Origin of the sequence: Stenotrophomonas nitritireducens (genome assembly GCF_050984405.1) — a bacterium.
GTDB classification, from domain to species: domain Bacteria; phylum Pseudomonadota; class Gammaproteobacteria; order Xanthomonadales; family Xanthomonadaceae; genus Stenotrophomonas; species Stenotrophomonas nitritireducens_B.
In genome coordinates, this window is record NZ_CP158790.1 from 1,154,830 (window position 1) to 1,173,637 (window position 18,808).

Annotated in this window: 19 protein-coding genes; 17 read left to right on the forward strand and 2 right to left on the reverse strand. The window is 67.9% G+C overall.

The genetic code is table 11. From position 1 onward, the window contains the following. Positions 1–4 precede the first annotated feature (4 nt). The 5 genes from ABTV91_RS04825 to ABTV91_RS04845 all read left to right on the forward strand — a co-directional run bounded on the left by ABTV91_RS04825 (position 5) and on the right by ABTV91_RS04845 (position 4,578). Positions 5–916 (forward strand): DMT family transporter, encoded by a 912-nt coding sequence (locus tag ABTV91_RS04825; RefSeq protein ID WP_433853485.1) that lies wholly within the window; start codon positions 5–7, stop codon positions 914–916. Between the two features lie 118 nt (positions 917–1,034). Continuing rightward, positions 1,035–2,042 (forward strand): methionine ABC transporter ATP-binding protein, encoded by a 1,008-nt coding sequence (locus ABTV91_RS04830; protein WP_433854121.1) that lies wholly within the window; start codon positions 1,035–1,037, stop codon positions 2,040–2,042. After that, positions 2,039–2,728, forward strand: coding sequence for a methionine ABC transporter permease (locus ABTV91_RS04835; protein WP_153191168.1), 690 nt, complete (start codon positions 2,039–2,041; stop codon positions 2,726–2,728). Before ABTV91_RS04830 ends, ABTV91_RS04835 begins: the two co-directional genes overlap by 4 nt. A gap of 112 nt (positions 2,729–2,840) precedes the next feature. Continuing rightward, positions 2,841–3,641, forward strand: coding sequence for a MetQ/NlpA family ABC transporter substrate-binding protein (locus ABTV91_RS04840; RefSeq protein WP_433853486.1), 801 nt, complete (start codon positions 2,841–2,843; stop codon positions 3,639–3,641). Positions 3,642–3,819: 178 nt separating this feature from the next. Next, positions 3,820–4,578, forward strand: a complete 759-nt coding sequence (locus tag ABTV91_RS04845; protein ID WP_433853487.1) for a YiiX/YebB-like N1pC/P60 family cysteine hydrolase — start codon at positions 3,820–3,822, stop codon at positions 4,576–4,578. A gap of 192 nt (positions 4,579–4,770) precedes the next feature. Here the strand turns inward: ABTV91_RS04845 and ABTV91_RS04850 are convergent, their stop codons facing one another. Beyond that, positions 4,771–5,418 (reverse strand): OmpW/AlkL family protein, encoded by a 648-nt coding sequence (locus tag ABTV91_RS04850; RefSeq protein WP_433853488.1) that lies wholly within the window; start codon positions 5,416–5,418, stop codon positions 4,771–4,773. A 158-nt stretch (positions 5,419–5,576) separates the two neighbouring features. On the opposite strand from ABTV91_RS04850, the gene ABTV91_RS04855 reads away from it, so the two are divergent. The 4 genes from ABTV91_RS04855 to ABTV91_RS04870 all read left to right on the forward strand — a co-directional run bounded on the left by ABTV91_RS04855 (position 5,577) and on the right by ABTV91_RS04870 (position 10,670). Then, the gene (locus ABTV91_RS04855) at positions 5,577–6,155 is read left to right on the forward strand and encodes a DNA-deoxyinosine glycosylase (protein ID WP_433854122.1); all 579 of its coding nucleotides are present in this window, start codon (positions 5,577–5,579) and stop codon (positions 6,153–6,155) included. Positions 6,156–6,226: 71 nt separating this feature from the next. Next, positions 6,227–7,732 carry a dihydrolipoyllysine-residue acetyltransferase gene (locus ABTV91_RS04860; protein WP_433853489.1) on the forward strand — a complete coding sequence of 502 codons (1,506 nt, stop codon included), beginning with the start codon at positions 6,227–6,229 and terminating at the stop codon, positions 7,730–7,732. Between the two features lie 17 nt (positions 7,733–7,749). Next, positions 7,750–9,903: a dihydrolipoyl dehydrogenase gene (lpdA, locus tag ABTV91_RS04865; RefSeq protein ID WP_433853490.1), complete on the forward strand. Its 2,154-nt coding sequence runs from the start codon at positions 7,750–7,752 to the stop codon at positions 9,901–9,903. A gap of 59 nt (positions 9,904–9,962) precedes the next feature. Further along, the gene (locus ABTV91_RS04870) at positions 9,963–10,670 is read left to right on the forward strand and encodes a DUF6624 domain-containing protein (RefSeq protein WP_433853491.1); all 708 of its coding nucleotides are present in this window, start codon (positions 9,963–9,965) and stop codon (positions 10,668–10,670) included. A gap of 96 nt (positions 10,671–10,766) precedes the next feature. Here the strand turns inward: ABTV91_RS04870 and ABTV91_RS04875 are convergent, their stop codons facing one another. Continuing rightward, entirely contained in the window at positions 10,767–11,591 is an 825-nt protein-coding gene (locus ABTV91_RS04875) for a hypothetical protein (protein ID WP_433853492.1), read from the reverse strand. A gap of 411 nt (positions 11,592–12,002) precedes the next feature. On the opposite strand from ABTV91_RS04875, the gene ABTV91_RS04880 reads away from it, so the two are divergent. The 8 genes from ABTV91_RS04880 (at position 12,003) to atpD (ending at position 18,733) form a co-directional block, all read left to right on the forward strand. Next, positions 12,003–12,368: a hypothetical protein gene (locus ABTV91_RS04880; RefSeq protein WP_200911390.1), complete on the forward strand. Its 366-nt coding sequence runs from the start codon at positions 12,003–12,005 to the stop codon at positions 12,366–12,368. Between the two features lie 26 nt (positions 12,369–12,394). After that, the gene (atpB, locus tag ABTV91_RS04885; protein WP_433853493.1) at positions 12,395–13,192 is read left to right on the forward strand and encodes a F0F1 ATP synthase subunit A; all 798 of its coding nucleotides are present in this window, start codon (positions 12,395–12,397) and stop codon (positions 13,190–13,192) included. 74 nt (positions 13,193–13,266) lie between these two features. After that, positions 13,267–13,569 (forward strand): F0F1 ATP synthase subunit C, encoded by a 303-nt coding sequence (gene atpE, locus ABTV91_RS04890; RefSeq protein WP_054661978.1) that lies wholly within the window; start codon positions 13,267–13,269, stop codon positions 13,567–13,569. 114 nt (positions 13,570–13,683) lie between these two features. Next, positions 13,684–14,154 (forward strand): F0F1 ATP synthase subunit B, encoded by a 471-nt coding sequence (locus ABTV91_RS04895; protein WP_433853494.1) that lies wholly within the window; start codon positions 13,684–13,686, stop codon positions 14,152–14,154. Between the two features lie 3 nt (positions 14,155–14,157). After that, entirely contained in the window at positions 14,158–14,685 is a 528-nt protein-coding gene (locus tag ABTV91_RS04900) for a F0F1 ATP synthase subunit delta (protein WP_433853495.1), read from the forward strand. Positions 14,686–14,729: 44 nt separating this feature from the next. Beyond that, positions 14,730–16,277 carry a F0F1 ATP synthase subunit alpha gene (gene atpA, locus ABTV91_RS04905; protein ID WP_433853496.1) on the forward strand — a complete coding sequence of 516 codons (1,548 nt, stop codon included), beginning with the start codon at positions 14,730–14,732 and terminating at the stop codon, positions 16,275–16,277. A 148-nt stretch (positions 16,278–16,425) separates the two neighbouring features. Then, entirely contained in the window at positions 16,426–17,289 is an 864-nt protein-coding gene (atpG, locus tag ABTV91_RS04910) for a F0F1 ATP synthase subunit gamma (RefSeq protein WP_055770518.1), read from the forward strand. Between the two features lie 37 nt (positions 17,290–17,326). Beyond that, positions 17,327–18,733, forward strand: coding sequence for a F0F1 ATP synthase subunit beta (atpD, locus tag ABTV91_RS04915; protein ID WP_433853497.1), 1,407 nt, complete (start codon positions 17,327–17,329; stop codon positions 18,731–18,733). Positions 18,734–18,808 lie beyond the last annotated feature (75 nt).

Below are 18,808 nucleotides of genomic sequence, written 5' to 3' on the forward strand. Positions count from 1 at the left end.
GGCCATGTCTGCTTCCCCCCCGTCCGTTCCGCGCTCTCCCGCCGCCGCCGTGGCGTGGATGCTGTCCGCCGTCGCCCTGTTCTCGTTGATGGATGCCGGCATGAAGCTGCTGTCCGGCAGCTACCCGACCCTGCAGGTGACCATGCTGCGCGGCGCCGCCTCGCTGCCGTTCGTGCTGGTGTGGGTGCTGGCCACCGCCGGACCGCGTTCGCTGGTGCCGGTGCGCTGGGGCCTGCACCTGCTGCGCGGCGCGCTGGGCATGGTGATGATCGGCTGCTTCGTCTACGCGCTGCGCAGCCTGCCGCTGTCCACCGCCTATTCGATCTACTTCGTCGCGCCGCTGCTGGTGGCGGCGCTGTCGGTGCCGCTGCTGGGCGAGCGGGTCGGGCCGCGGCGCTGGGTCGCGATCGGCGTCGGCCTGGTCGGCGTGCTGGTGGTGCTGCGCCCCGGCGTGGACGGTTTCATCTCGCTGCCGGGGCTGATGGTGCTGCTGGCGGCCACCGCCTATGCCATCGCCGCGGTGACGGTGAGCCTGCTGACCCGCACCGATACGCCGCAGTCGATGGTGGTGTGGTTCCTGCTGATCATGGCGGTCGGCGCCGGGCTGCTGGCCTGGCCGCAGTGGCAGCCGCTGCAGTGGAAGCACGCCGGGGTGATCGCCGGCATGGGCCTGGCCGGCGCGCTGGGGCAGATCGCGCTGACCCGCGCCTTCCAGCTGGGCCAGGCGTCGATGATCGCGCCGCTGGAATACACCGGCCTGGTCTGGGTGATCGGCTGGGACCTGCTGCTGTGGGGCGTGCTACCGGACCGCATGACCTGGATCGGCGCGGCGATCATCGTCGCCAGCGGCCTGTACCTGCTGCACCGCGAGCGCGTCCAGCACGCGCGCCGGGCCGGACAGGTGGACCACCCCTGAACGGTCCATCGGCCCGCATAGAACCAAAAGGAATAAGATTCCCTCCGCCCGTGCGGGCGCCGCGGTCCAGGCGCTGCTAGGCTTGCCGCCCCTGCCGTCCGTCCAATCGCCCCTGGCCGTGATCGAGTTCCAGAACCTGCACAAATCCTACGCCGTGGACGGCCGCGCGATCACCGCGCTGCATCCGCTCGACCTGACCATCGGCGCCGGCGAGGTGTTCGGCATCATCGGCCATTCCGGCGCCGGCAAGTCGACCCTGATCCGCCTGATCAACCGGCTGGAGGAGCCCAGCGGCGGCCGCGTGCTGATCGACGGCCAGGACGCCACCGCGCTGGACGCCGAGGGCCTGCGCGCGCTGCGCCGGCGCATCGGCATGATCTTCCAGCACTTCAACCTGCTGTCGGCGCGCACCGTGGCCGGCAACGTCGCCTTCCCGCTGGAACTGGCCGGCACGCCGAAGGCGAAGATCGACGCGCGCGTGGCCGAACTGCTGCGCACCGTCGGCCTGGAGGCGCACGCAGCCAAGTACCCGGCGCAGCTGTCCGGCGGGCAGAAGCAGCGCGTGGGCATCGCCCGCGCGCTGGCCACCGAGCCGAAGATCCTGCTGTGCGACGAGGCCACCAGCGCGCTCGATCCGCAGACAACCGCCTCGGTGCTGTCGCTGCTGGCCAGGATCAACCGCGAGCTGGGCCTGACCATCGTGCTGATCACCCACGAGATGGACGTGATCCGCCGCGTCTGCGACCGCGTGGCGGTGCTCGACGCCGGCCGCCTGGTCGAGAGCGGGCCGGTGAGCCAGGTGTTCCTGCATCCGCAGCACCCGACCACGCGCCGCTTCGTGTCCGAATCCGAGCACGTGGACGAGGGCGAGCTGCACCGCGACTTCGCCGCCGTGGGCGGGCGCATCGTGCGCCTGACCTTCCTCGGCGACGGCACCTACGAACCGCTGCTGGGCCGCATCGCGCGGCAGACCGGGGTGGACTACAACATCCTTTCCGGCCGCATCGACCGGATCAAGGACACACCCTACGGGCAGCTGACCGTGGCCCTGGTGGGCGGCGACCAGAACGCCGCCCAGGCCGGTTTCGTCGACGCCGGCGTGCACGTGGAGGAACTGCGCCGATGATCGTCGCCACCGCCGGCGGTTTCTTCCGCCACCTCGATGCCGGCAAATGGGCCGACATCGGCCAGGCCACCGTCGACACCCTGCTGATGCTGGCCGGCTCGTTGCCGCTGACCATGGCCATCGGCTTGCCGCTGGGCGTGCTGCTGTTCCTCACCGGCTCGCCGCAGCTGCGCCGCCGCCCGCTGCTGTATGGCGTGACCGCGTTGCTGGTGAACGTGCTGCGCTCGGTGCCCTTCATCATCCTGATGATCGTGCTGATCCCGGTGACGCTGGCGATGATGGGCACCTCGCTGGGCGTGCGCGGCGCGATCCTGCCGCTGGTGGTCGGCGCGGCGCCGTTCTACGCGCGCCTGGTCGAGACCGCGCTGCGCGAAGTGGACCGCGGCGTGATCGAGGCCAGCCAGGCGATGGGCGCCACCACCGCGCAGCTGGTGTTCAAGGTGCTGCTGCCCGAGGCGCGGCCAGGCCTGATCGCCGGCGCCACGGTGACCACCATCGCCCTGATCGGCTTCACCGCCATGGGCGGCGCCATCGGCTCCGGCGGCCTCGGCGACCTGGCCTTCCGCGATGGCTACCAGCGCTCGCACACCGACGTGGCCCTGGTCACCGTGGTGCTGCTGCTGGTACTGGTGCAGCTGCTGCAGATGCTGGGCGACCGGCTGGTGCGCCACTACACTCGCCGTTGAGCAACATTTTCGTAGATGCCGGGCTTGCCCGGCATGGGGCTTTCTCGGCAAAACCCCGTGCGGGGCGAGCCCCGCACCTATGCGCATCCCCTCCCGCCGCACTGGAATCCCGATGAAGACTTCCCTGTTCCGTCCGCTGCTCGTTGCCGCCGCCGCGCTGGCGCTGTCGGCCTGCGGCAAGCCCGCCGCCGACGATTCCAGGCTGGTGGTCGCCGCCACCGCCGTGCCGCACGCCGAGATCCTCGAGGTGGTCAAGCCGCTCCTGGAAAAGGAAGGCGTCACCCTGGACGTGCGCGTGTTCAACGACTACGTGCAGCCCAACGACCAGCTGGTGCAGAAGCAGGTCGACGCCAACTATTTCCAGACCGAGCCGTACCTGGATGCCTACAACCGCGACCGCAAGACCGACCTGGTGACCGTGGTCGGCGTGCACATCGAGCCGTTCGGCGCCTATTCGCGCCGCGTCAAGTCGCTGGCCGAACTGCCCCAGGGCGCGGACGTGGTCATCCCCAACGATCCGAGCAACAACAGCCGCGCGCTGATCCTGCTGGACAAGGCCGGCGTCATCAAGTTGAAGGATCCGTCCAACGCCCTGTCCACCCAGCGCGACATCGTCGACAACCCCAGGCAGCTCAAGTTCCGCGAGCTGGACTCGGCAATGCTGCCGCGCGTGCTCGACCAGGTGGACCTGGCGCTGATCAACACCAACTACGCGCTGGATGCCGGGCTCAACCCGACCCGCGACGCGCTGGCGATCGAAAGCAGCGATTCGCCGTACGTGAACTTCCTGGTCGCGCGTACCGACAACCGCGACGATGCGCGCGTGCGCAAGCTGGCCAAGGCGTTGACCGGGCCGGAAGTGAAGGCTTTCATCGAGAAGAAGTACCAGGGCGCGGTGCTGCCGGCGTTCTGAGGCCCTCTATATCCCTGCAGGAGCGCACTTCAGTGCGCGATGGGGCCTTCCCGGTAGAGCTCCATCGCGCACTGAAGTGCGCTCCTGCAGGAACATCGCGGCCGCGCCATCGCCGCCGGTTGTGCGCCTGCCTCGACGGGGGCTAGGCTTCCACCCATGCTTTCGCGGAGGGGCATGGATGGGGTTGCTGCGTTTCGCCGGGCGCCGCATGGCGCATTTCCTGGCCCAGCCGCGCCGCCGGCAGGCGCGCCCGCCCACCAGCGATCCGCACCTGCTGGCGCGCACCCTGCGGCGCGGCGACGTGCTGCTGGTGGAGGGCAACAGCCGCTTCTCCACCGCGATCAAGTACCTCACCCAGTCCACCTGGTCGCATGCCGCGCTCTATATCGGCGAGGAAGCGCTGGCGCCCGGCGGGCCGCGCCAGCCGATGCTGATCGACGTGGACGTGGAAGCCGGCGTGCGGCGCGTGCCGCTGGCCGCCTTCGCCGAGGAACACACCCGCATCTGCCGGCCGCAGGACCTGCCGCCGCCGGTGATCGACCAGCTGGTCGGCTTCATGCGCGCGCGCATCGGCTACAGCTACGACCTGAAGAACGTGTTCGACCTGGCGCGCTACCTGATCCTGCCGCCGGTGCCCGGGCACATGCGCCGGCGCCTGATCGCGCTGGGCAGCGGCGAGCCGACCAAGGCGATCTGCTCGACCCTGCTGGCGCAGGCGTTCGAGTCGATCCGCTACCCGATCCTGCCCGAGATCGAGACGGTGCTTGGCCACGCCGGCGGCCGCGAGCAGCAGCGCGAGATCCTGCACATCCGCAACTACAGCCTGTACACGCCGCGCGATTTCGACGTGTCGCCGTTCTTCGAGATCGTCAAGCCGCGCCTGCAGCTGGGTTTCGATTACCGCGCGCTGCAGTGGAGTGAGGATGGCAATCCTTGAGGGTGTGGTTCCCTTTCTGGGAGTAGCACGGCCGGTATCGCCGCGCTGCGGGGGCAAGGCACGTCAAGGGCGTGGCGCGAAGTGGGAAGGAGCGGAACTCTGATCATGAAGAGGGGCGGGCGGCTTGCTGCGGCCCTCACCCCAACCCCTCTCCCGCAGGGAGAGGGGCTTTGGAGCGTAGGGGCTTCTGGATCAGAAGCGGGCGCCGATGCCGAAGCCCACGGTCCACGGGTCCAGCTTCAGCTTCTCGCCGGTGCCGGCGCCGGCCACGCTCAGTTCCGGACGCGCGTGCATGTAGCGGGCGTCGGCGCGGGCGAACCAGGTGGAGTTGATGTTCATGTCCACGCCGACGGTGCCGATGGCGCCCTTGGCGGTGCGCAGGCCGACATGGTCGCCGCTGGCATCCAGGCCGTCGATCTTCTCGTTGCTGAAGTTCGACTCGTAGTAGCCCGCGCCCACGAACGGACGGAACACGTTGTCGGCGGCGCCGAAGTGGTACTGCGCGCTCAGCGCCAGCGGCTGCTGTTCGACGGTGCCGACCTTGCCGCCGTTGGCGCGCACGCGGTGGTTGAACTTGTCCGCCGCGCCCCACAGCTCGACGGCCACGTTGTCGGTGAAGTAGTAGCTGGCGCTCACGGTCGGCGCCGGGCCGCCGTCGAACTTGTCGATGCCATCGGCCGGGCCGCTCTTGGGCTGCAGCAGCGTCACGCCGCCGACGACGGCGAAATGCTTGCCCGACGCGGTGTCGGCGGAGGTGGTGCCGGCGTCCTGCGCGAACGCGGCGGGCGACAGCGCCAAGGCGCCAAGGACGGCAAGGCTCATGATCTTGGTGGTACGCATGGGGTGACTCCTCGTAGTGCTCTCGGGATTGCGTTGTTATCGAGGCCCTCGGTCGGGGCGGCCACATCCTCGCCGCGGCAGGATGAATCGATCCGCACGCAGCGGACGCCGCGGGCGCGTGCGTTCAGGGAAAATGGCCGCACGCCCGCCGCACCGGCCTGCGCCGGGAAAAGGACATTCATGGAGTTGTGTCGCGCGTGACGAACGAAACGACGCTGCAGGGCCTGCCTGCGCAGGTGAATGCGCGATGCCGCGTGCTCGTGCTGGGTTCGATGCCGGGCATGGCGTCGCTGCAGGCGGCGCGCTACTACGCGCATCCGCGCAATCGTTTCTGGCCGCTGATGGGAGCGCTGTGCGGCTTCGATCCGCAGCAGGGCTATGCGCAGCGCGTGGCCTGCCTGCAGGCCGCCGGCGTCGGGCTGTGGGACGTGATCGGCCGCTGCCGGCGGCGCGGCAGCCTGGACGCGGCCATCGTGCGCGGCAGCGAGTTCGCCAACCCGCTGCCGGAACTGGTCGGGGGACTGCCGCATCTGCGGGTCATCGCCTGCAACGGCGCCGCGGCGGCGCGGGCGTTCGAGCGCCATGTGCGCCCGGCGCTGCCGGCCGGGCATGGATTGACGCTGCTGGCGCTGCCATCGACCAGCCCGGCCAACGCCGCCTGGTCGTTCGAACGGCTGCTGGGCGAGTGGGGGCGGCTGTCGCCGTGGTTGCCGGCGGCGGAACAGTCCGTCCCCTGAGCGGCTGGCCGCACCGGACAGGGCGGGACAGCAGGGAGGCCAGCGACGCCCGCGACAGGGCGCGTGCGGCCATGGAAGGCGGGGCATGGCGTGCCCTTGTCCGCGGACATACGTATGCGAATCCAGCTGCGGCGGTTGGCGCTGCGGCGCGCTGGCGCCACAATAGCGGTTTCCCTCACTGTTGCTGGAGTTGTTTCATGGCCGAAATCAAGGAAGCAGTTGTCCCCGATATCGGTGACTACAGCGACATCCCGGTGATCGAGGTGCTGGTCGCCGTGGGCGATACGGTCAAGAAGGACCAGGGCCTGGTCACGCTGGAATCGGACAAGGCGACGATGGAAGTGCCGTCGGCCGTGGCCGGCGTGGTCAAGGAAATCAAGGTCAAGGTCGGCGACACCCTGTCCGAGGGCAAGGTCGTGGCGCTGATCGAGGTGGCCGCCGAGGGCGCCGCCGACGGCGCCAAGGCCGCCCCCGCCGCCGCGCCGGCCAAGGTCGAGCCGACCGCCGAGACCGGCGCCAAGGTCGAGCCGGTGGCCGTGGCCCCGGTGCCGGACAAGCTGGCCCAGCGCGAGATCGCGCAGGAAGCCGTGCTGGCCGCCAGCAAGCCGGCCAGCCCGCCGGTGCAGTTCAACGCCGAGGGCGTGCTGCCGTCCAACGTGCCCTACGCCAGCCCGGCGGTGCGCGTGTTCGCCCGCGAGCTGGGCGTGGACCTGGCCCAGGTGGCCGGCACCGAGAAGGGCGGCCGCATCACCAAGGCCGACGTGCAGAAGTTCGTCAAGGGCGCGCTGACCGGTGGCGGTGCTGCCGTGGCCGGCGCCCCGGTGGCCGCCGGCGGCGGCCTGAACCTGCTGCCGTGGCCGAAGGTGGACTTCAGCAAGTTCGGCGAGACCGAAGTACAGCCGCTGTCGCGCATCAAGAAGATTTCCGGCGCCAACCTGGCGCGCAACTGGGCGATGATTCCGCACGTCACCCAGTTCGACCAGGCCGACATCACCGAGCTGGAAGCCCTGCGCGTGGCGTTGAACAAGGAGAATGAGAAGGCCGGCATCAAGCTGACCATGCTCGCCTTCCTGATCAAGGCCAGCGCCGCGGCGTTGAAGAAGTTCCCCGAGTTCAACGCCTCGCTGGACGCCAGCGGCGAGAACCTGACCCTGAAGAAGTACTTCCACATCGGCTTCGCCGCCGACACGCCGAACGGCCTGGTCGTGCCGGTGGTCCGCGACGTGGACAAGAAGGGTGTGGTGCAGATCGCGCAGGAAACCGGCGAGCTGGCGAAGAAGGCGCGCGACGGCAAGCTCGGCCCGGCCGACATGAGCGGCGGCTGTTTCTCGATCAGCTCGCTGGGCGGCATCGGCGGCACCGCGTTCACCCCGATCGTCAATGCGCCGGAAGTGGCCATCCTCGGCGTCTCCAAGTCGTCGATCCAGCCGGTCTGGAACGGCAAGGAGTTCGCGCCGAAGCTGCTGCTGCCGCTGTCGCTGAGCTACGACCACCGCGTCATCGACGGTGCGCTGGCCGCGCGTTTCACCACGTACCTGTCGCAGGTGCTGGCCGACATGCGCCGCGTGCTGCTCTGATCCCGAGGACTTGAAAGATGGCGAACACGATTGAAGTCAAAGTCCCGGATATCGGCGATTACAGCGCGGTGCCGGTGATCGAGATCCTGGTGGCCGTGGGCGACACGGTGGCCAAGGACCAGGGCTTGGTGACGCTGGAATCGGACAAGGCGACGCTGGAAGTGCCGTCCTCGGCCGCCGGCGTGGTCAAGGAGGTCAAGGTCAAGCTCGGCGACAAGCTGTCCGAGGGCGACGTGGTGGTGGTGCTGGAAGCCGCAGGCGCGGCCGCCGCGCCGGCATCCACCGCACCCGCCGCGACGCCGGCTCCCGCCGCGCAGCCGGCTGCTGCGGCCGCGCCGACGGCGGCGGTGAGCGCGCCGGCGGCTCCGGCCCCGGCCGCCAGCGGCCCGGTCGAGGTCAAGGTGCCGGACATCGGCGACTACAGCGGCGTGCCGGTCATCGAGGTGCTGGTGGCCGTGGGCGATACGGTGGCCAAGGACCAGGGCCTGGTGACGCTGGAATCGGACAAGGCGACGCTGGAGGTGCCGTCCTCGGCCGCCGGCGTGGTCAAGGAGGTCAAGGTCAAGCTCGGCGACAAGCTGTCCGAGGGCGACGTGGTGGTGGTGCTGGAAGCCCAGGGCGCCGCGCCCGCGGCGGCCGCCGGCAACGTGGCGCCGGGCAGCAAGCCGCCGGTGACGCCGTCGCACCGCGCGCCGGACCCGGCCGTGGCCGCCCGGGCGCTGCCGTCCACCGGCCGCGCCGCCGACATCGAATGCCGCATGGTGGTGCTGGGCGCCGGCCCCGGCGGCTATACCGCCGCCTTCCGTTCGGCCGACCTGGGCATGGATACCGTGCTGGTGGAGCGCTACGCCAGCCTCGGCGGCGTCTGCCTCAACGTCGGCTGCATTCCGTCCAAGGCGCTGCTGCACGCGGCCGAGATCATCGACCACGCCGCGCATGCCGATGAACTGGGCATCGCCTTCGGCAAGCCGAAGATCGCCCTGGACAAGCTGCGCGAGTACAAGGAAAAGGTCGTCGGCCAGCTGACCAAGGGCCTGGCCGGCATGGCCAAGCAGCGCAAGGTGCGCACCGTGCAGGGCGTGGCGAAGTTCGTCTCGGCCAACGAGCTGGAGATCACCGGCGACGACGGCAGGACCCAGCTGCTGCGCTTCGAGCAGTGCATCATCGCCGCCGGTTCGCAGGCGGTGAAGCTGCCCAACTTCCCGTGGGACGACAAGCGCGTGATGGATTCCACCGACGCGCTGGAACTGGCCGACGTGCCGAAGTCGCTGCTGGTCGTGGGCGGCGGCATCATCGGCCTGGAAATGGCCACCGTGTACAGCGCGCTGGGCGCGGCAGTCACCGTGGTCGAGTTCATGGACCAGCTGATGCCGGGCGCCGACAAGGACCTGGTCAAGCCGCTGGCCGACCGCCTGAAGAAGCAGGGCATCGAGGTGCACCTGAAGACCAAGGCGTCGGGCGTCACCGCCGACAAGAAGGGCATCACCGTGACCTTCGAGGCCGCCACCGCGGGCGAGAAGCCGGCGATGGAAAGCGGCACCTTCGACCGCGTGCTGGTGGCCGTGGGCCGCGCGCCGAACGGCAGGAAGATCGATGCCGACAAGGCCGGCGTGGAAGTGACCGACCGCGGCTTCATCCCGGTGGACCGGCAGATGCGCACCAACGTGCCGCACATCTTCGCCATCGGCGACATCGTCGGTAACCCGATGCTGGCGCACAAGGCCACGCACGAGGGCAAGCTGGCCGCGGAAGTGGCCTTCGGCGAGAAGAAGGAGTGGGTGGCGCGGGTGATTCCGTCGGTGGCCTACACCAACCCGGAAATCGCCTGGGTCGGCGTCACCGAGACCGAAGCCAAGGCCAAGGGACTGAAGGTCGGCGTGGCCAAGTTCCCGTGGGCGGCCAGCGGCCGCGCCATCGGCATCGGCCGCACCGAGGGCTTCACCAAGCTGGTGTTCGACGAGGAAACCCACCGCGTCATCGGCGGCGCCATCGTCGGCGTGCATGCCGGCGAACTGCTGGCCGAGATCGGCCTGGCCATCGAGATGGGCGCGGAAGCCGAGGACATCGGCCACACCATCCACGCCCACCCGACGCTGAGCGAATCGGTGGCGATGGCCTCGGAGATCTACGACGGCACCATCACCGACCTGTACATCCCCAAGAAGAAGTGATCCACGCGACGCCCCTTCACCGGGGCGTCGTCGTTTCCGGCGTCTGGAGGAGCAAGGACATGCGGCGGGCGATCGTGGCGGTGGTGTTGCTGGCAGGTACGGGCAGTGTGCTGGCGGAGGAGGCGGACCCACAGCTGGATGCGGCGTTGCTGCAATGCCCGGGTGCGGCGCCGTTCGTGAAGGCGGACAGGCTGCGCGAACAGGCACTGGCGCGCAGGAGCGCCGGCATCGTGCCGTCCGAGCCGGACCTGCGCGAGCAGCTGCTGGAAATGGCGCGCCTGGACCAGCAGGCGCGCGACGGCGACTGGTCGCAGGCGATGGTCGAGAAGATGCTTGCGGTGGACGCGGCGAACCTGCCGAAGATCAGGCAGGTGGTCGCCGACCATGGCGGCCTGCCGGACGTGCGCGCGGTCGGCGTGGACGGCCTGCGCGCGGCCTGGCTGCTGGTGCAGCACGCCGATGCCGATGCCGGTTTCCAGCGGCAGGTGCTGGACGGGCTGGCGCCGAAGGTGGCCAGCGGCGAGGTTTCATCGCGCGAATTCGCCCTGCTGACCGACCGGGTGCTGGTGAATTCCGGCAAGCCGCAGCGCTACGGCAGCCAGCTCGCCGCCATTGGCGGCAAGTGGCAGCCGAAGGCCATGGAAGCGCCGGAGCAGGTGGACCAGCGCCGCGCCAGCATCGGGCAGATGCCGCTGGCGGATTACATCTGCGTCGCGGCGCAGATGTTCCCGGCCCCGGCGACCGATGCCGACGGCAAGCGGCTGTAGGCCTGCCCTCGGTGCCGTGGCGCGGCGCCCTGCCGCGTTGCCCGCAAAGCGCCTGCCCGGCACGGGCCGCTGCCACGGCGACCGTGAGCGGCCGGCTCAGAACGACAGGCTCACGCCCGCCAGCGGTCCCTTGAACTCCTGCTTCAGGCCGATGACGCCGTCGCTTCCCTTCCTGTCGGCGTCGAGCTTGAACCAGTCGTAGCCGGCGAAGATGCCGAAGTTCGGGTTGAAGTTGTACTGCACGATGGCGTTGGCGCGGCTGAGGTCGCCCTCGTAGTCGTCGAAGCTGCCCCAGCTGGTGTTGAGGTACTGGCCCTGCAGGTTGATAAGCCAGCGCTCGGACGGGGTGAAGGTCAGCCGCGCGCCTACCACCGGTGCGATGCCGTCGGTCCTGTCGTCGAGGAAACGGCCCTGGTAGAGATCGCCGAGATCGGCGTAGCCGTGCGCGCTGACCTTGGCGTACTCGGCGCCCAGCTGCAGGCCCAGGTCGAAGCGGTCGCCATCGACCACCGAGTAGTCGTAGACGAGGCTGGCGATCTGGTACTTCAGTTCGCCCTTGACGAAACTGCCGGCGGGCACGGTGGTGTCGTCGAAGCTGACGCTGTCGTCCAGCGTCTGGCGGCGGTCTTTGTCGTACTTGAAGTAATCGAATATCAGCCGCTGCCGGTCGCTGAGCCGGAACAGGCCGTCCACGCGCGGCTCCCATTCCTTGCCGCCGAGATCGAAGTCGCGGTCGAACGCGACCTCGCGTCCGTCGATGTCGGTATTGCCGCGCAGGGTGTTGGACGAATCGATGTTCATCGCGCCCACGCGCAGGGTGAAGCGCGGATCGCCGTCGGCGGCGCTGGCCGGCGCGGCGTGCAGGAGGGAGAAAGCGAGCGCGCAGGACGCGCAGGTCATGAGGGGAGGGGAAAGTCGCATCGTTCGGGTCGCTCCGTGTGTGTTGAAACCGGAGCCGCTACCCTGGACGAGGGGGCGTGCCACCTGCGTGACCGGAAGGTGCAGGGAATGTGCAAAGTGCGGCGAGGTGGCCCGTTCGCGGACCACCCCGCCCGTTGCGTCCGTCGCGCACATCGACGAGGTAATGGCGGCGGACGTGCATCTGACCCGGCGGAGCCGCCGAAGTTCCTCATGCTGCATCGCAAAAAACGGGTTCCCCGGCCCTACCCGGAGCCGGCTGAAAAATCCAGTAAATGCCGCAACTTGCGATCCGGAGGAGGGCAGCTTGTGGCGGTTGTCTCGCAAAATGTCCCCCTGCTATAATTTGGCGGCTCGATGAGGCGCCCCCGGCGCCGCCCAGATCTCCTTGTTCCATGAAGCAGGACATTCCACGTGCTGAACTCCGTTGATGCGGGTCGGCGGCTGATGCTGCGTGCCGCGGTCTACCCGCTGGCCGCAGTGGTTGTCCTGGCTCTGGCCTTCCTGCTGGTGGGGCCGAAGTACGCCCTTGGCGCGCTGGTTTCCGGCGTGACGGTGGTGGCGGGGACGGTCCTGGCGGCATGGGTGGGGCTCGGCGGCGGCGTACAGGCCGCTGGTTCGGCGATGATCCGCATGTTCCTTGGGTTCGCGCTGAAGATCGTGCTGATTGTCGCCGTGCTGGCAATGGCGTTCGTCTGGTGGCGGCTTCCTCCCTTGGCGCTGCTGGCGGCGATTCCAGTGGCGCTGATGTTCCAGGTTCTGGCTCTGGCCAGGCGTTGATCGAATTCATAAAAGGTTCCGGACTCATGGCGGGCGAGGCTCTAACCCCTACCACCTATATCCAGCATCACCTGCAGAACCTGACCGCCAAGGTCGGGGACGGCGGCAGCTTCTGGACCATCCACGTCGATACCATCGTCACCGCGGTGCTGCTGGGGCTGCTGATGGTGTTCGCCTTCTGGATGGCCACCCGCAAGGCCACCGCCGGCGTGCCGGGCAAGTGGCAGGCCTTCGTCGAGATCTGCCTGGAGTTCGTCGACCGCCAGGCCAAGGACACCTACCACGGCAAGAGCAAGCTGGTGACGCCGATCGCGATCACCATCTTCTTCTGGATCCTGCTGATGAACCTCATCAAGATGATCCCGGCCGACTTCATCGCCAAGCCGCTGGAGTGGGCGGGCGTCCACTACTGGAAGCCGGTGCCGACCGCCGACGTCAATGCCACCCTGGGCATGTCGATCAGCGTGTTCTTCCTGATGGTGTTCTTCTCGCTCAGCTCCAAGGGCTTGGTCGGCTTCGTGAAGGAGTTCCTGACCGCCCCGTTCGGCAAGTGGATGATGCCGTTCAACCTGATCCTCAACATCGTCGAGTGGCTGAGCAAGCCGATCTCCCTGGCGATGCGACTGTTCGGCAACATGTTCGGCGGCGAGATCGTCTTCCTGCTGATCTGGGTGCTGGGCGGCGCCGGCTTGTTCGGTGCTGTTGCCGGTGGCGTGTTCGGCCTGGGCTGGATGCTGTTCCACCTGCTGGTGATTCCGCTGCAGGCCTTCATCTTCATGATGCTGTCGATCGTGTACCTGAGCCTGTCGGAAGACAGCCACTGAGTTGCAAGCTTCATCCAGTTCCAACCTTCATCCGTTTCATCACCCTTAGCTACCTTTAGTTCTCGGAGAAAACCATGTACTTCGCCGTCCTGACCAATCTCGCCCAAGTTCAGAGCTCCACCGCCCTTGCCGTCGGCATCATGATCGGCCTGGCCGCGCTGGGCGCCGGTCTGGGTCTGGCCATCATGGCTGGTAAGTTCCTGGAATCGGCCGCCCGCCAGCCGGAACTGATCCCGGTCCTGCAGGTCCGCATGTTCATCACCGCCGGCCTGATCGACGCCGCGTTCATCATCTCGGTCGCCGTCGGCCTGCTGCTGGCCTTCGCCAACCCGCTGGCCGCTGCCCTGCTGGCCGAAGCCGCCAAGCTGGCGGGCTGATCCAGCTGAAGTGAGACGGCCGGATGCCTTGCGGCATCCGGCTTCGGATGAAGGTCCGGTTGCGCCGCCGTCGCGGCGGCGCAGCCACCCCGACACCAGCGATCGAGCTAACCCATGAATATCAATCTCACCCTCATTGCACAGGCCCTGGCCTTTGCCGCGCTGATCTGGATCATCGCGACCAAGATCTGGCCGCCGCTGATGAAGGCCATCGAAGAGCGCCAGCAGAAGATCGCCGAAGGCCTCGCCGCTGCCGACCGCAGCCAGAAAGACCTGGCCCAGGCGGAAGTGAAGGTCAACGAGGCGCTGAAGGAAGCCCGTGGCAAGGCCAACGAGATCATCGACCAGGCCCACGCCCGCGCCAACCAGATCGTCGAGGCCGCCAAGAACGAAGCCATCGCCGAAGCCAACCGCCAGAAAGAACTGGCCCAGGCTGAAATCGACGCCGCCGCCAACCGCGCCCGCGAAGACCTGCGCAAGCAGGTGTCCGCCCTGGCCGTGACCGGTGCCGAGAAGCTGCTCAAGCGCGAAATCGACGCCAACGCCCACAAGGCGCTGCTCGACGAGCTGGCCGCGGAGATCTGATAGATGAGCCAGGCCCTCACGCTTGCCCGCCCGTACGCCCGCGCCGCGTTCGCGATTGCGCGCGAGGACGGCAAGTTCGCGCCGTGGTCCGAAGCGCTTGCGTTCTCCGCCCGCGTTGCCGCCGATCCGCGCGTGTCGGCCCTGCTGTCCAACCCGGAGCTGGCCCGCGGCGACGCCGTCGCCCTGCTGGCCCCGGAAGCGGCGGGCGAAACCTACGGCCGCTTCCTGAACCTGCTGGCCGAGTCGCACCGCCTGCAGCAGCTGCCGGAGATCGCCGGCCTGTTCGACCAGCTGCGCGCGGAAGCCGAAAACGTGGTCAAGGCCACGGTGACCTCGGCGGCCGAGCTGTCGGCCGACGAGCTGGAAAAGATCAAGGTCGCGCTGCGCAGGCGTTTCGGCCGCGACGTCGAGGTATCGACCGCGGTGGACGCTTCGCTGATCGGCGGCGCCGTGATCGATGCCGGCGACGTGGTCATCGACGGTTCGCTCAAGGGCAAGCTGTCGCGCCTGCAGACCGCGCTCGCACACTGAATTCACTTATCGTCCGGCTTGATCGCCGGCACTAGGACTTGACGATGGCTACCACGCTCAACCCCTCCGAAATCAGCGAACTGATCAAGAACCGCATCGAGAAGGTCGCCCTGTCCGCGGAATCGCGCAACGAAGGCACCGTGACCTCGGTGTCCGACGGCATCGTGCGCATCTACGGCCTGGCCGACGTGATGCAGGGCGAAATGATCGAACTGCCGAACAACACCTACGCGCTGGCGCTGAACCTGGAGCGCGACTCGGTCGGCGCCGTGGTGCTGGGCGACTACGAGCACCTGCGCGAAGGCGACGTGGCCAAGACCACCGGCCAGATCCTGTCGGTGCCGGTCGGTCCGGAAATGCTCGGCCGCGTGGTGAACGCGCTGGGCGAGCCGATCGACGGCAAGGGCCCGCTGGGCACCTCGCTGACCGCTCCGGTGGAGCGCGTGGCCCCGGGCGTGATCTGGCGCAAGTCCGTCGACCAGCCGGTGCAGACCGGCTACAAGTCCGTCGACTCGATGATCCCGATCGGCCGCGGCCAGCGCGAGCTGATCATCGGCGACCGCCAGACCGGCAAGACCGCGATGGCCATCGACGCGGTGATCAACCAGAAGGGCACCGGCATCAAGTGCGTGTACGTCGCGATCGGCCAGAAGGCCTCGACCGTGGCCAACATCGTGCGCAAGCTGGAAGAAAACGGCGCCCTGGCCCACACCGTGGTCGTGGCCGCCACCGCTTCGGAGTCGGCCGCGATGCAGTACATCAGCGCCTACTCCGGCTGCACCATGGGCGAGTACTTCATGGATCGCGGCGAAGACGCCCTGATCGTGTACGACGACCTGTCCAAGCAGGCCGTGGCCTACCGCCAGATCTCGCTGCTGCTCAAGCGCCCGCCGGGCCGCGAAGCCTACCCGGGCGACGTGTTCTACCTGCACTCCCGCCTGCTCGAGCGCGCCGCCCGCGTGTCCGAGGAGTACGTGGAGAAGTTCACCGAAGGCAAGGTCACCGGCAAGACCGGTTCGCTGACCGCGCTGCCGATCATCGAGACCCAGGCCGGCGACGTGTCCGCCTTCGTCCCGACCAACGTGATCTCGATCACCGACGGCCAGATCTTCCTGGAAACCGACCTGTTCAACGCCGGCATCCGCCCGGCCGTGAACGCCGGTATCTCGGTGTCGCGCGTCGGCGGCTCGGCCCAGACCAAGATCATCAAGAAGCTGTCCGGCGGCATCCGCATCTCGCTGGCGCAGTACCGCGAGCTGGCGGCGTTCGCGCAGTTCGCCTCGGACCTGGACGAAGCCACCCGCAAGCAGCTCGAGCGCGGCCAGCGCGTCACCGAGCTGATGAAGCAGAAGCAGTACGCGCCGATGTCCATCGCCAACCAGGCGCTGTCGATCTACGCCGTCAACGAGGGCTACCTGGACGACGTGCCGGTCAACAAGCTGCTGGCGTTCGAAGAGGGCCTGCACGCCCACTTCGCCAACACCCAGGGCGAGCTGGTCAGCAAGGTCAACGCCACCGGCGGCTGGGACAACGACATCGAGGCTGCCTTCAAGAAGGGCATCTCCGAGTTCAAGACCACCGGCAGCTGGTAAGAGCCGGGACCCGGGACCCGGGACCCGGGACTCGCGAAAGCGGGTTCCGGGGTTCGGGAACAGCGCCGGGAAACGGTTGGCATAAACGACGCGCGACGAGGGACCTTCCCGGGTCCCGGGTCCCGGGTCCCGAGTCCCGAGAAGAGAAATGGCAAGCGGACGCGAAATCAAAACCAAGATCAAGAGCGTGCAGAACACCCGCAAGGTGACGCGTGCGCTCGAAATGGTCTCGGCCTCCAAGATCCGCAAGGCGCAGGATCGGATGAAGACCTCGCGTCCGTACGCGCAGGCGATGAAGCAGGTGATCGGCCACCTGGCCCAGGCCAGCACCGATTTCCAGCATCCGTTCCTGGTCGAGCGCGAGAACGTCAAGCGCGTGGGCTACATCGTGATCTCCTCCGATCGCGGTCTGGCCGGCGGCCTGAACAACAACCTGTTCCGCAAGGCCGTGGCCGAAATGCGCGGCTGGCAGGACAAGGGCGCCGAGATCGACATGGTGACCGTCGGCCAGAAGGCCAGCGTGTTCTTCCGCCGCGTCAACGTGAACATGGTCGGCAGCGTCACCCACATCGGCGACCAGCCGAAGCTGGAAACGCTGATCGGCGTGATCAAGGTCATGCTCGACGCCTTCACCGAAGGCAAGGTCGACCGTGTGTACCTGGTCTACAACCGCTTCATCAACACGATGACGCAGAAGGCGTCCTTCGACCAGCTGCTGCCGTTGCCGGCCAGCGAGACGCAGGTCGCCTCGCACGACTGGGACTACCTGTACGAACCCGATGCCGCGACCGTGCTCGAGCACGTGATCACGCGCTACATCGAGTCGCTGGTCTACCAGGCCGTGCTGGAGAATGTTGCTTCCGAGCACGCGGCACGCATGGTGGCGATGAAGGCGGCAAGCGACAACGCGAACAAGCTGATCGGAACCCTGCAGCTGGTCTACAACAAGGCCCGCCAGGCAGCGATCACCCAGGAAATCTCCGAAATCGTCGGCGGCGCGGCAGCGGTCTGACGCGCACAGTCAAAGTATTTACTTAGAGGATGCAGCAATGAGTCAGGGCAAGATCGTTCAGATCATCGGCGCGGTCGTCGACGTCGAATTCCCGCGCAGCGACGTGCCGAAGGTGTACGACGCGCTGAAGGTCGAGAACACCGACATCACCTTGGAAGTCCAGCAGCAGCTCGGCGACGGCATCGTCCGCGCCATCGCGCTGGGCTCCACCGACGGCCTGAAGCGGGGCCTGGTGGCCAACAACACCGGTCGCGCCATCTCGGTGCCGGTCGGCGCCGGTACCCTGGGCCGCATCATGGACGTGCTGGGCCGCCCGATCGACGAAGCCGGCCCGGTCGTCGCTTCGGATTCGTGGGAAATCCACCGCGCCGCCCCGTCGTACGAAGACCAGTCCTCCTCGACCGAGCTGCTGGAAACCGGCATCAAGGTCATCGACCTGATGTGCCCGTTCGCCAAGGGCGGCAAGGTCGGCCTGTTCGGCGGCGCCGGCGTCGGCAAGACCGTCAACATGATGGAGCTGATCAACAACATCGCCAAGGCGCACAGCGGCCTGTCCGTGTTCGCCGGCGTGGGCGAGCGTACCCGCGAGGGCAACGACTTCTACCACGAGATGAAGGACTCCAACGTCCTGGACAAGGTGGCGATGGTATACGGCCAGATGAACGAGCCGCCGGGCAACCGCCTGCGCGTCGCCCTGACCGGCCTGACCATGGCCGAGTACTTCCGCGACGAGAAGGACGCCAACGGCAAGGGCAAGGACGTGCTGCTGTTCGTCGACAACATCTACCGCTACACGCTGGCCGGTACCGAAGTGTCGGCGCTGCTGGGCCGCATGCCGTCGGCGGTGGGCTACCAGCCGACCCTGGCCGAGGAAATGGGCGTCCTGCAGGAACGCATCACCTCGACCAAGACCGGTTCGATCACCTCGATCCAGGCCGTGTACGTGCCCGCGGACGACCTGACCGACCCGTCGCCGGCCACCACCTTCGCCCACCTGGACTCGACCGTGACCCTGTCGCGTTCGATCGCCTCGCTGGGCATCTACCCGGCGGTGGACCCGCTGGATTCCACCTCGCGCCAGATGGACCCGCAGGTCATCGGCAACGAGCACTACGAGACCGCCCAGCGCGTCCAGCAGACCCTGCAGAAGTACAAGGAGCTGAAGGACATCATCGCCATCCTGGGCATGGACGAACTGTCCGAGGAAGACAAGCAGGCCGTGTCGCGCGCCCGCAAGATCGAGCGCTTCTTCAGCCAGCCGTTCCACGTGGCCGAAGTGTTCACCGGCTCGCCGGGCAAGTACGTGCCGCTGAAGGAAACCATCCGTGGCTTCAAGGCCATCGTCGACGGCGAGTACGACCACCTGCCGGAGCAGGCGTTCTACATGGTCGGCGGCATCGAAGAAGCGGTCGAGAAGGCCAAGAAGATGGCCGAAAAGGCCTGAGGAAGGCTGGAGCGGGAACGGGGAGACGGGAACAGGGAATGAAGTTTCCCTGTTCCGGGCACCCTCCATCGCGGC

Bases quoted from the DNA above. Each gene is read 5' to 3' on its own strand.
- atpG (WP_055770518.1), top strand. From the start codon at position 16,426: ATGGCAAGCGGACGCGAAATCAAAACCAAGATCAAGAGCGTGCAGAAC.
- ABTV91_RS04835 (WP_153191168.1), top strand. From the start codon at position 2,039: ATGATCGTCGCCACCGCCGGCGGTTTCTTCCGCCACCTCGATGCCGGC.
- ABTV91_RS04840 (WP_433853486.1), top strand. From the start codon at position 2,841: ATGAAGACTTCCCTGTTCCGTCCGCTGCTCGTTGCCGCCGCCGCGCTG.
- ABTV91_RS04825 (WP_433853485.1), top strand. From the start codon at position 5: ATGTCTGCTTCCCCCCCGTCCGTTCCGCGCTCTCCCGCCGCCGCCGTG.
- ABTV91_RS04870 (WP_433853491.1), top strand. From the start codon at position 9,963: ATGCGGCGGGCGATCGTGGCGGTGGTGTTGCTGGCAGGTACGGGCAGT.
- atpB (WP_433853493.1), top strand. From the start codon at position 12,395: ATGGCGGGCGAGGCTCTAACCCCTACCACCTATATCCAGCATCACCTG.
- ABTV91_RS04900 (WP_433853495.1), top strand. From the start codon at position 14,158: ATGAGCCAGGCCCTCACGCTTGCCCGCCCGTACGCCCGCGCCGCGTTC.
- atpD (WP_433853497.1), top strand. From the start codon at position 17,327: ATGAGTCAGGGCAAGATCGTTCAGATCATCGGCGCGGTCGTCGACGTC.
- ABTV91_RS04860 (WP_433853489.1), top strand. From the start codon at position 6,227: ATGGAAGGCGGGGCATGGCGTGCCCTTGTCCGCGGACATACGTATGCG.
- ABTV91_RS04850 (WP_433853488.1), bottom strand. From the start codon at position 5,418: ATGCGTACCACCAAGATCATGAGCCTTGCCGTCCTTGGCGCCTTGGCG.
- lpdA (WP_433853490.1), top strand. From the start codon at position 7,750: ATGGCGAACACGATTGAAGTCAAAGTCCCGGATATCGGCGATTACAGC.
- ABTV91_RS04875 (WP_433853492.1), bottom strand. From the start codon at position 11,591: ATGCGACTTTCCCCTCCCCTCATGACCTGCGCGTCCTGCGCGCTCGCT.
- atpE (WP_054661978.1), top strand. From the start codon at position 13,267: ATGTACTTCGCCGTCCTGACCAATCTCGCCCAAGTTCAGAGCTCCACC.
- ABTV91_RS04895 (WP_433853494.1), top strand. From the start codon at position 13,684: ATGAATATCAATCTCACCCTCATTGCACAGGCCCTGGCCTTTGCCGCG.
- ABTV91_RS04845 (WP_433853487.1), top strand. From the start codon at position 3,820: ATGGGGTTGCTGCGTTTCGCCGGGCGCCGCATGGCGCATTTCCTGGCC.
- atpA (WP_433853496.1), top strand. From the start codon at position 14,730: ATGGCTACCACGCTCAACCCCTCCGAAATCAGCGAACTGATCAAGAAC.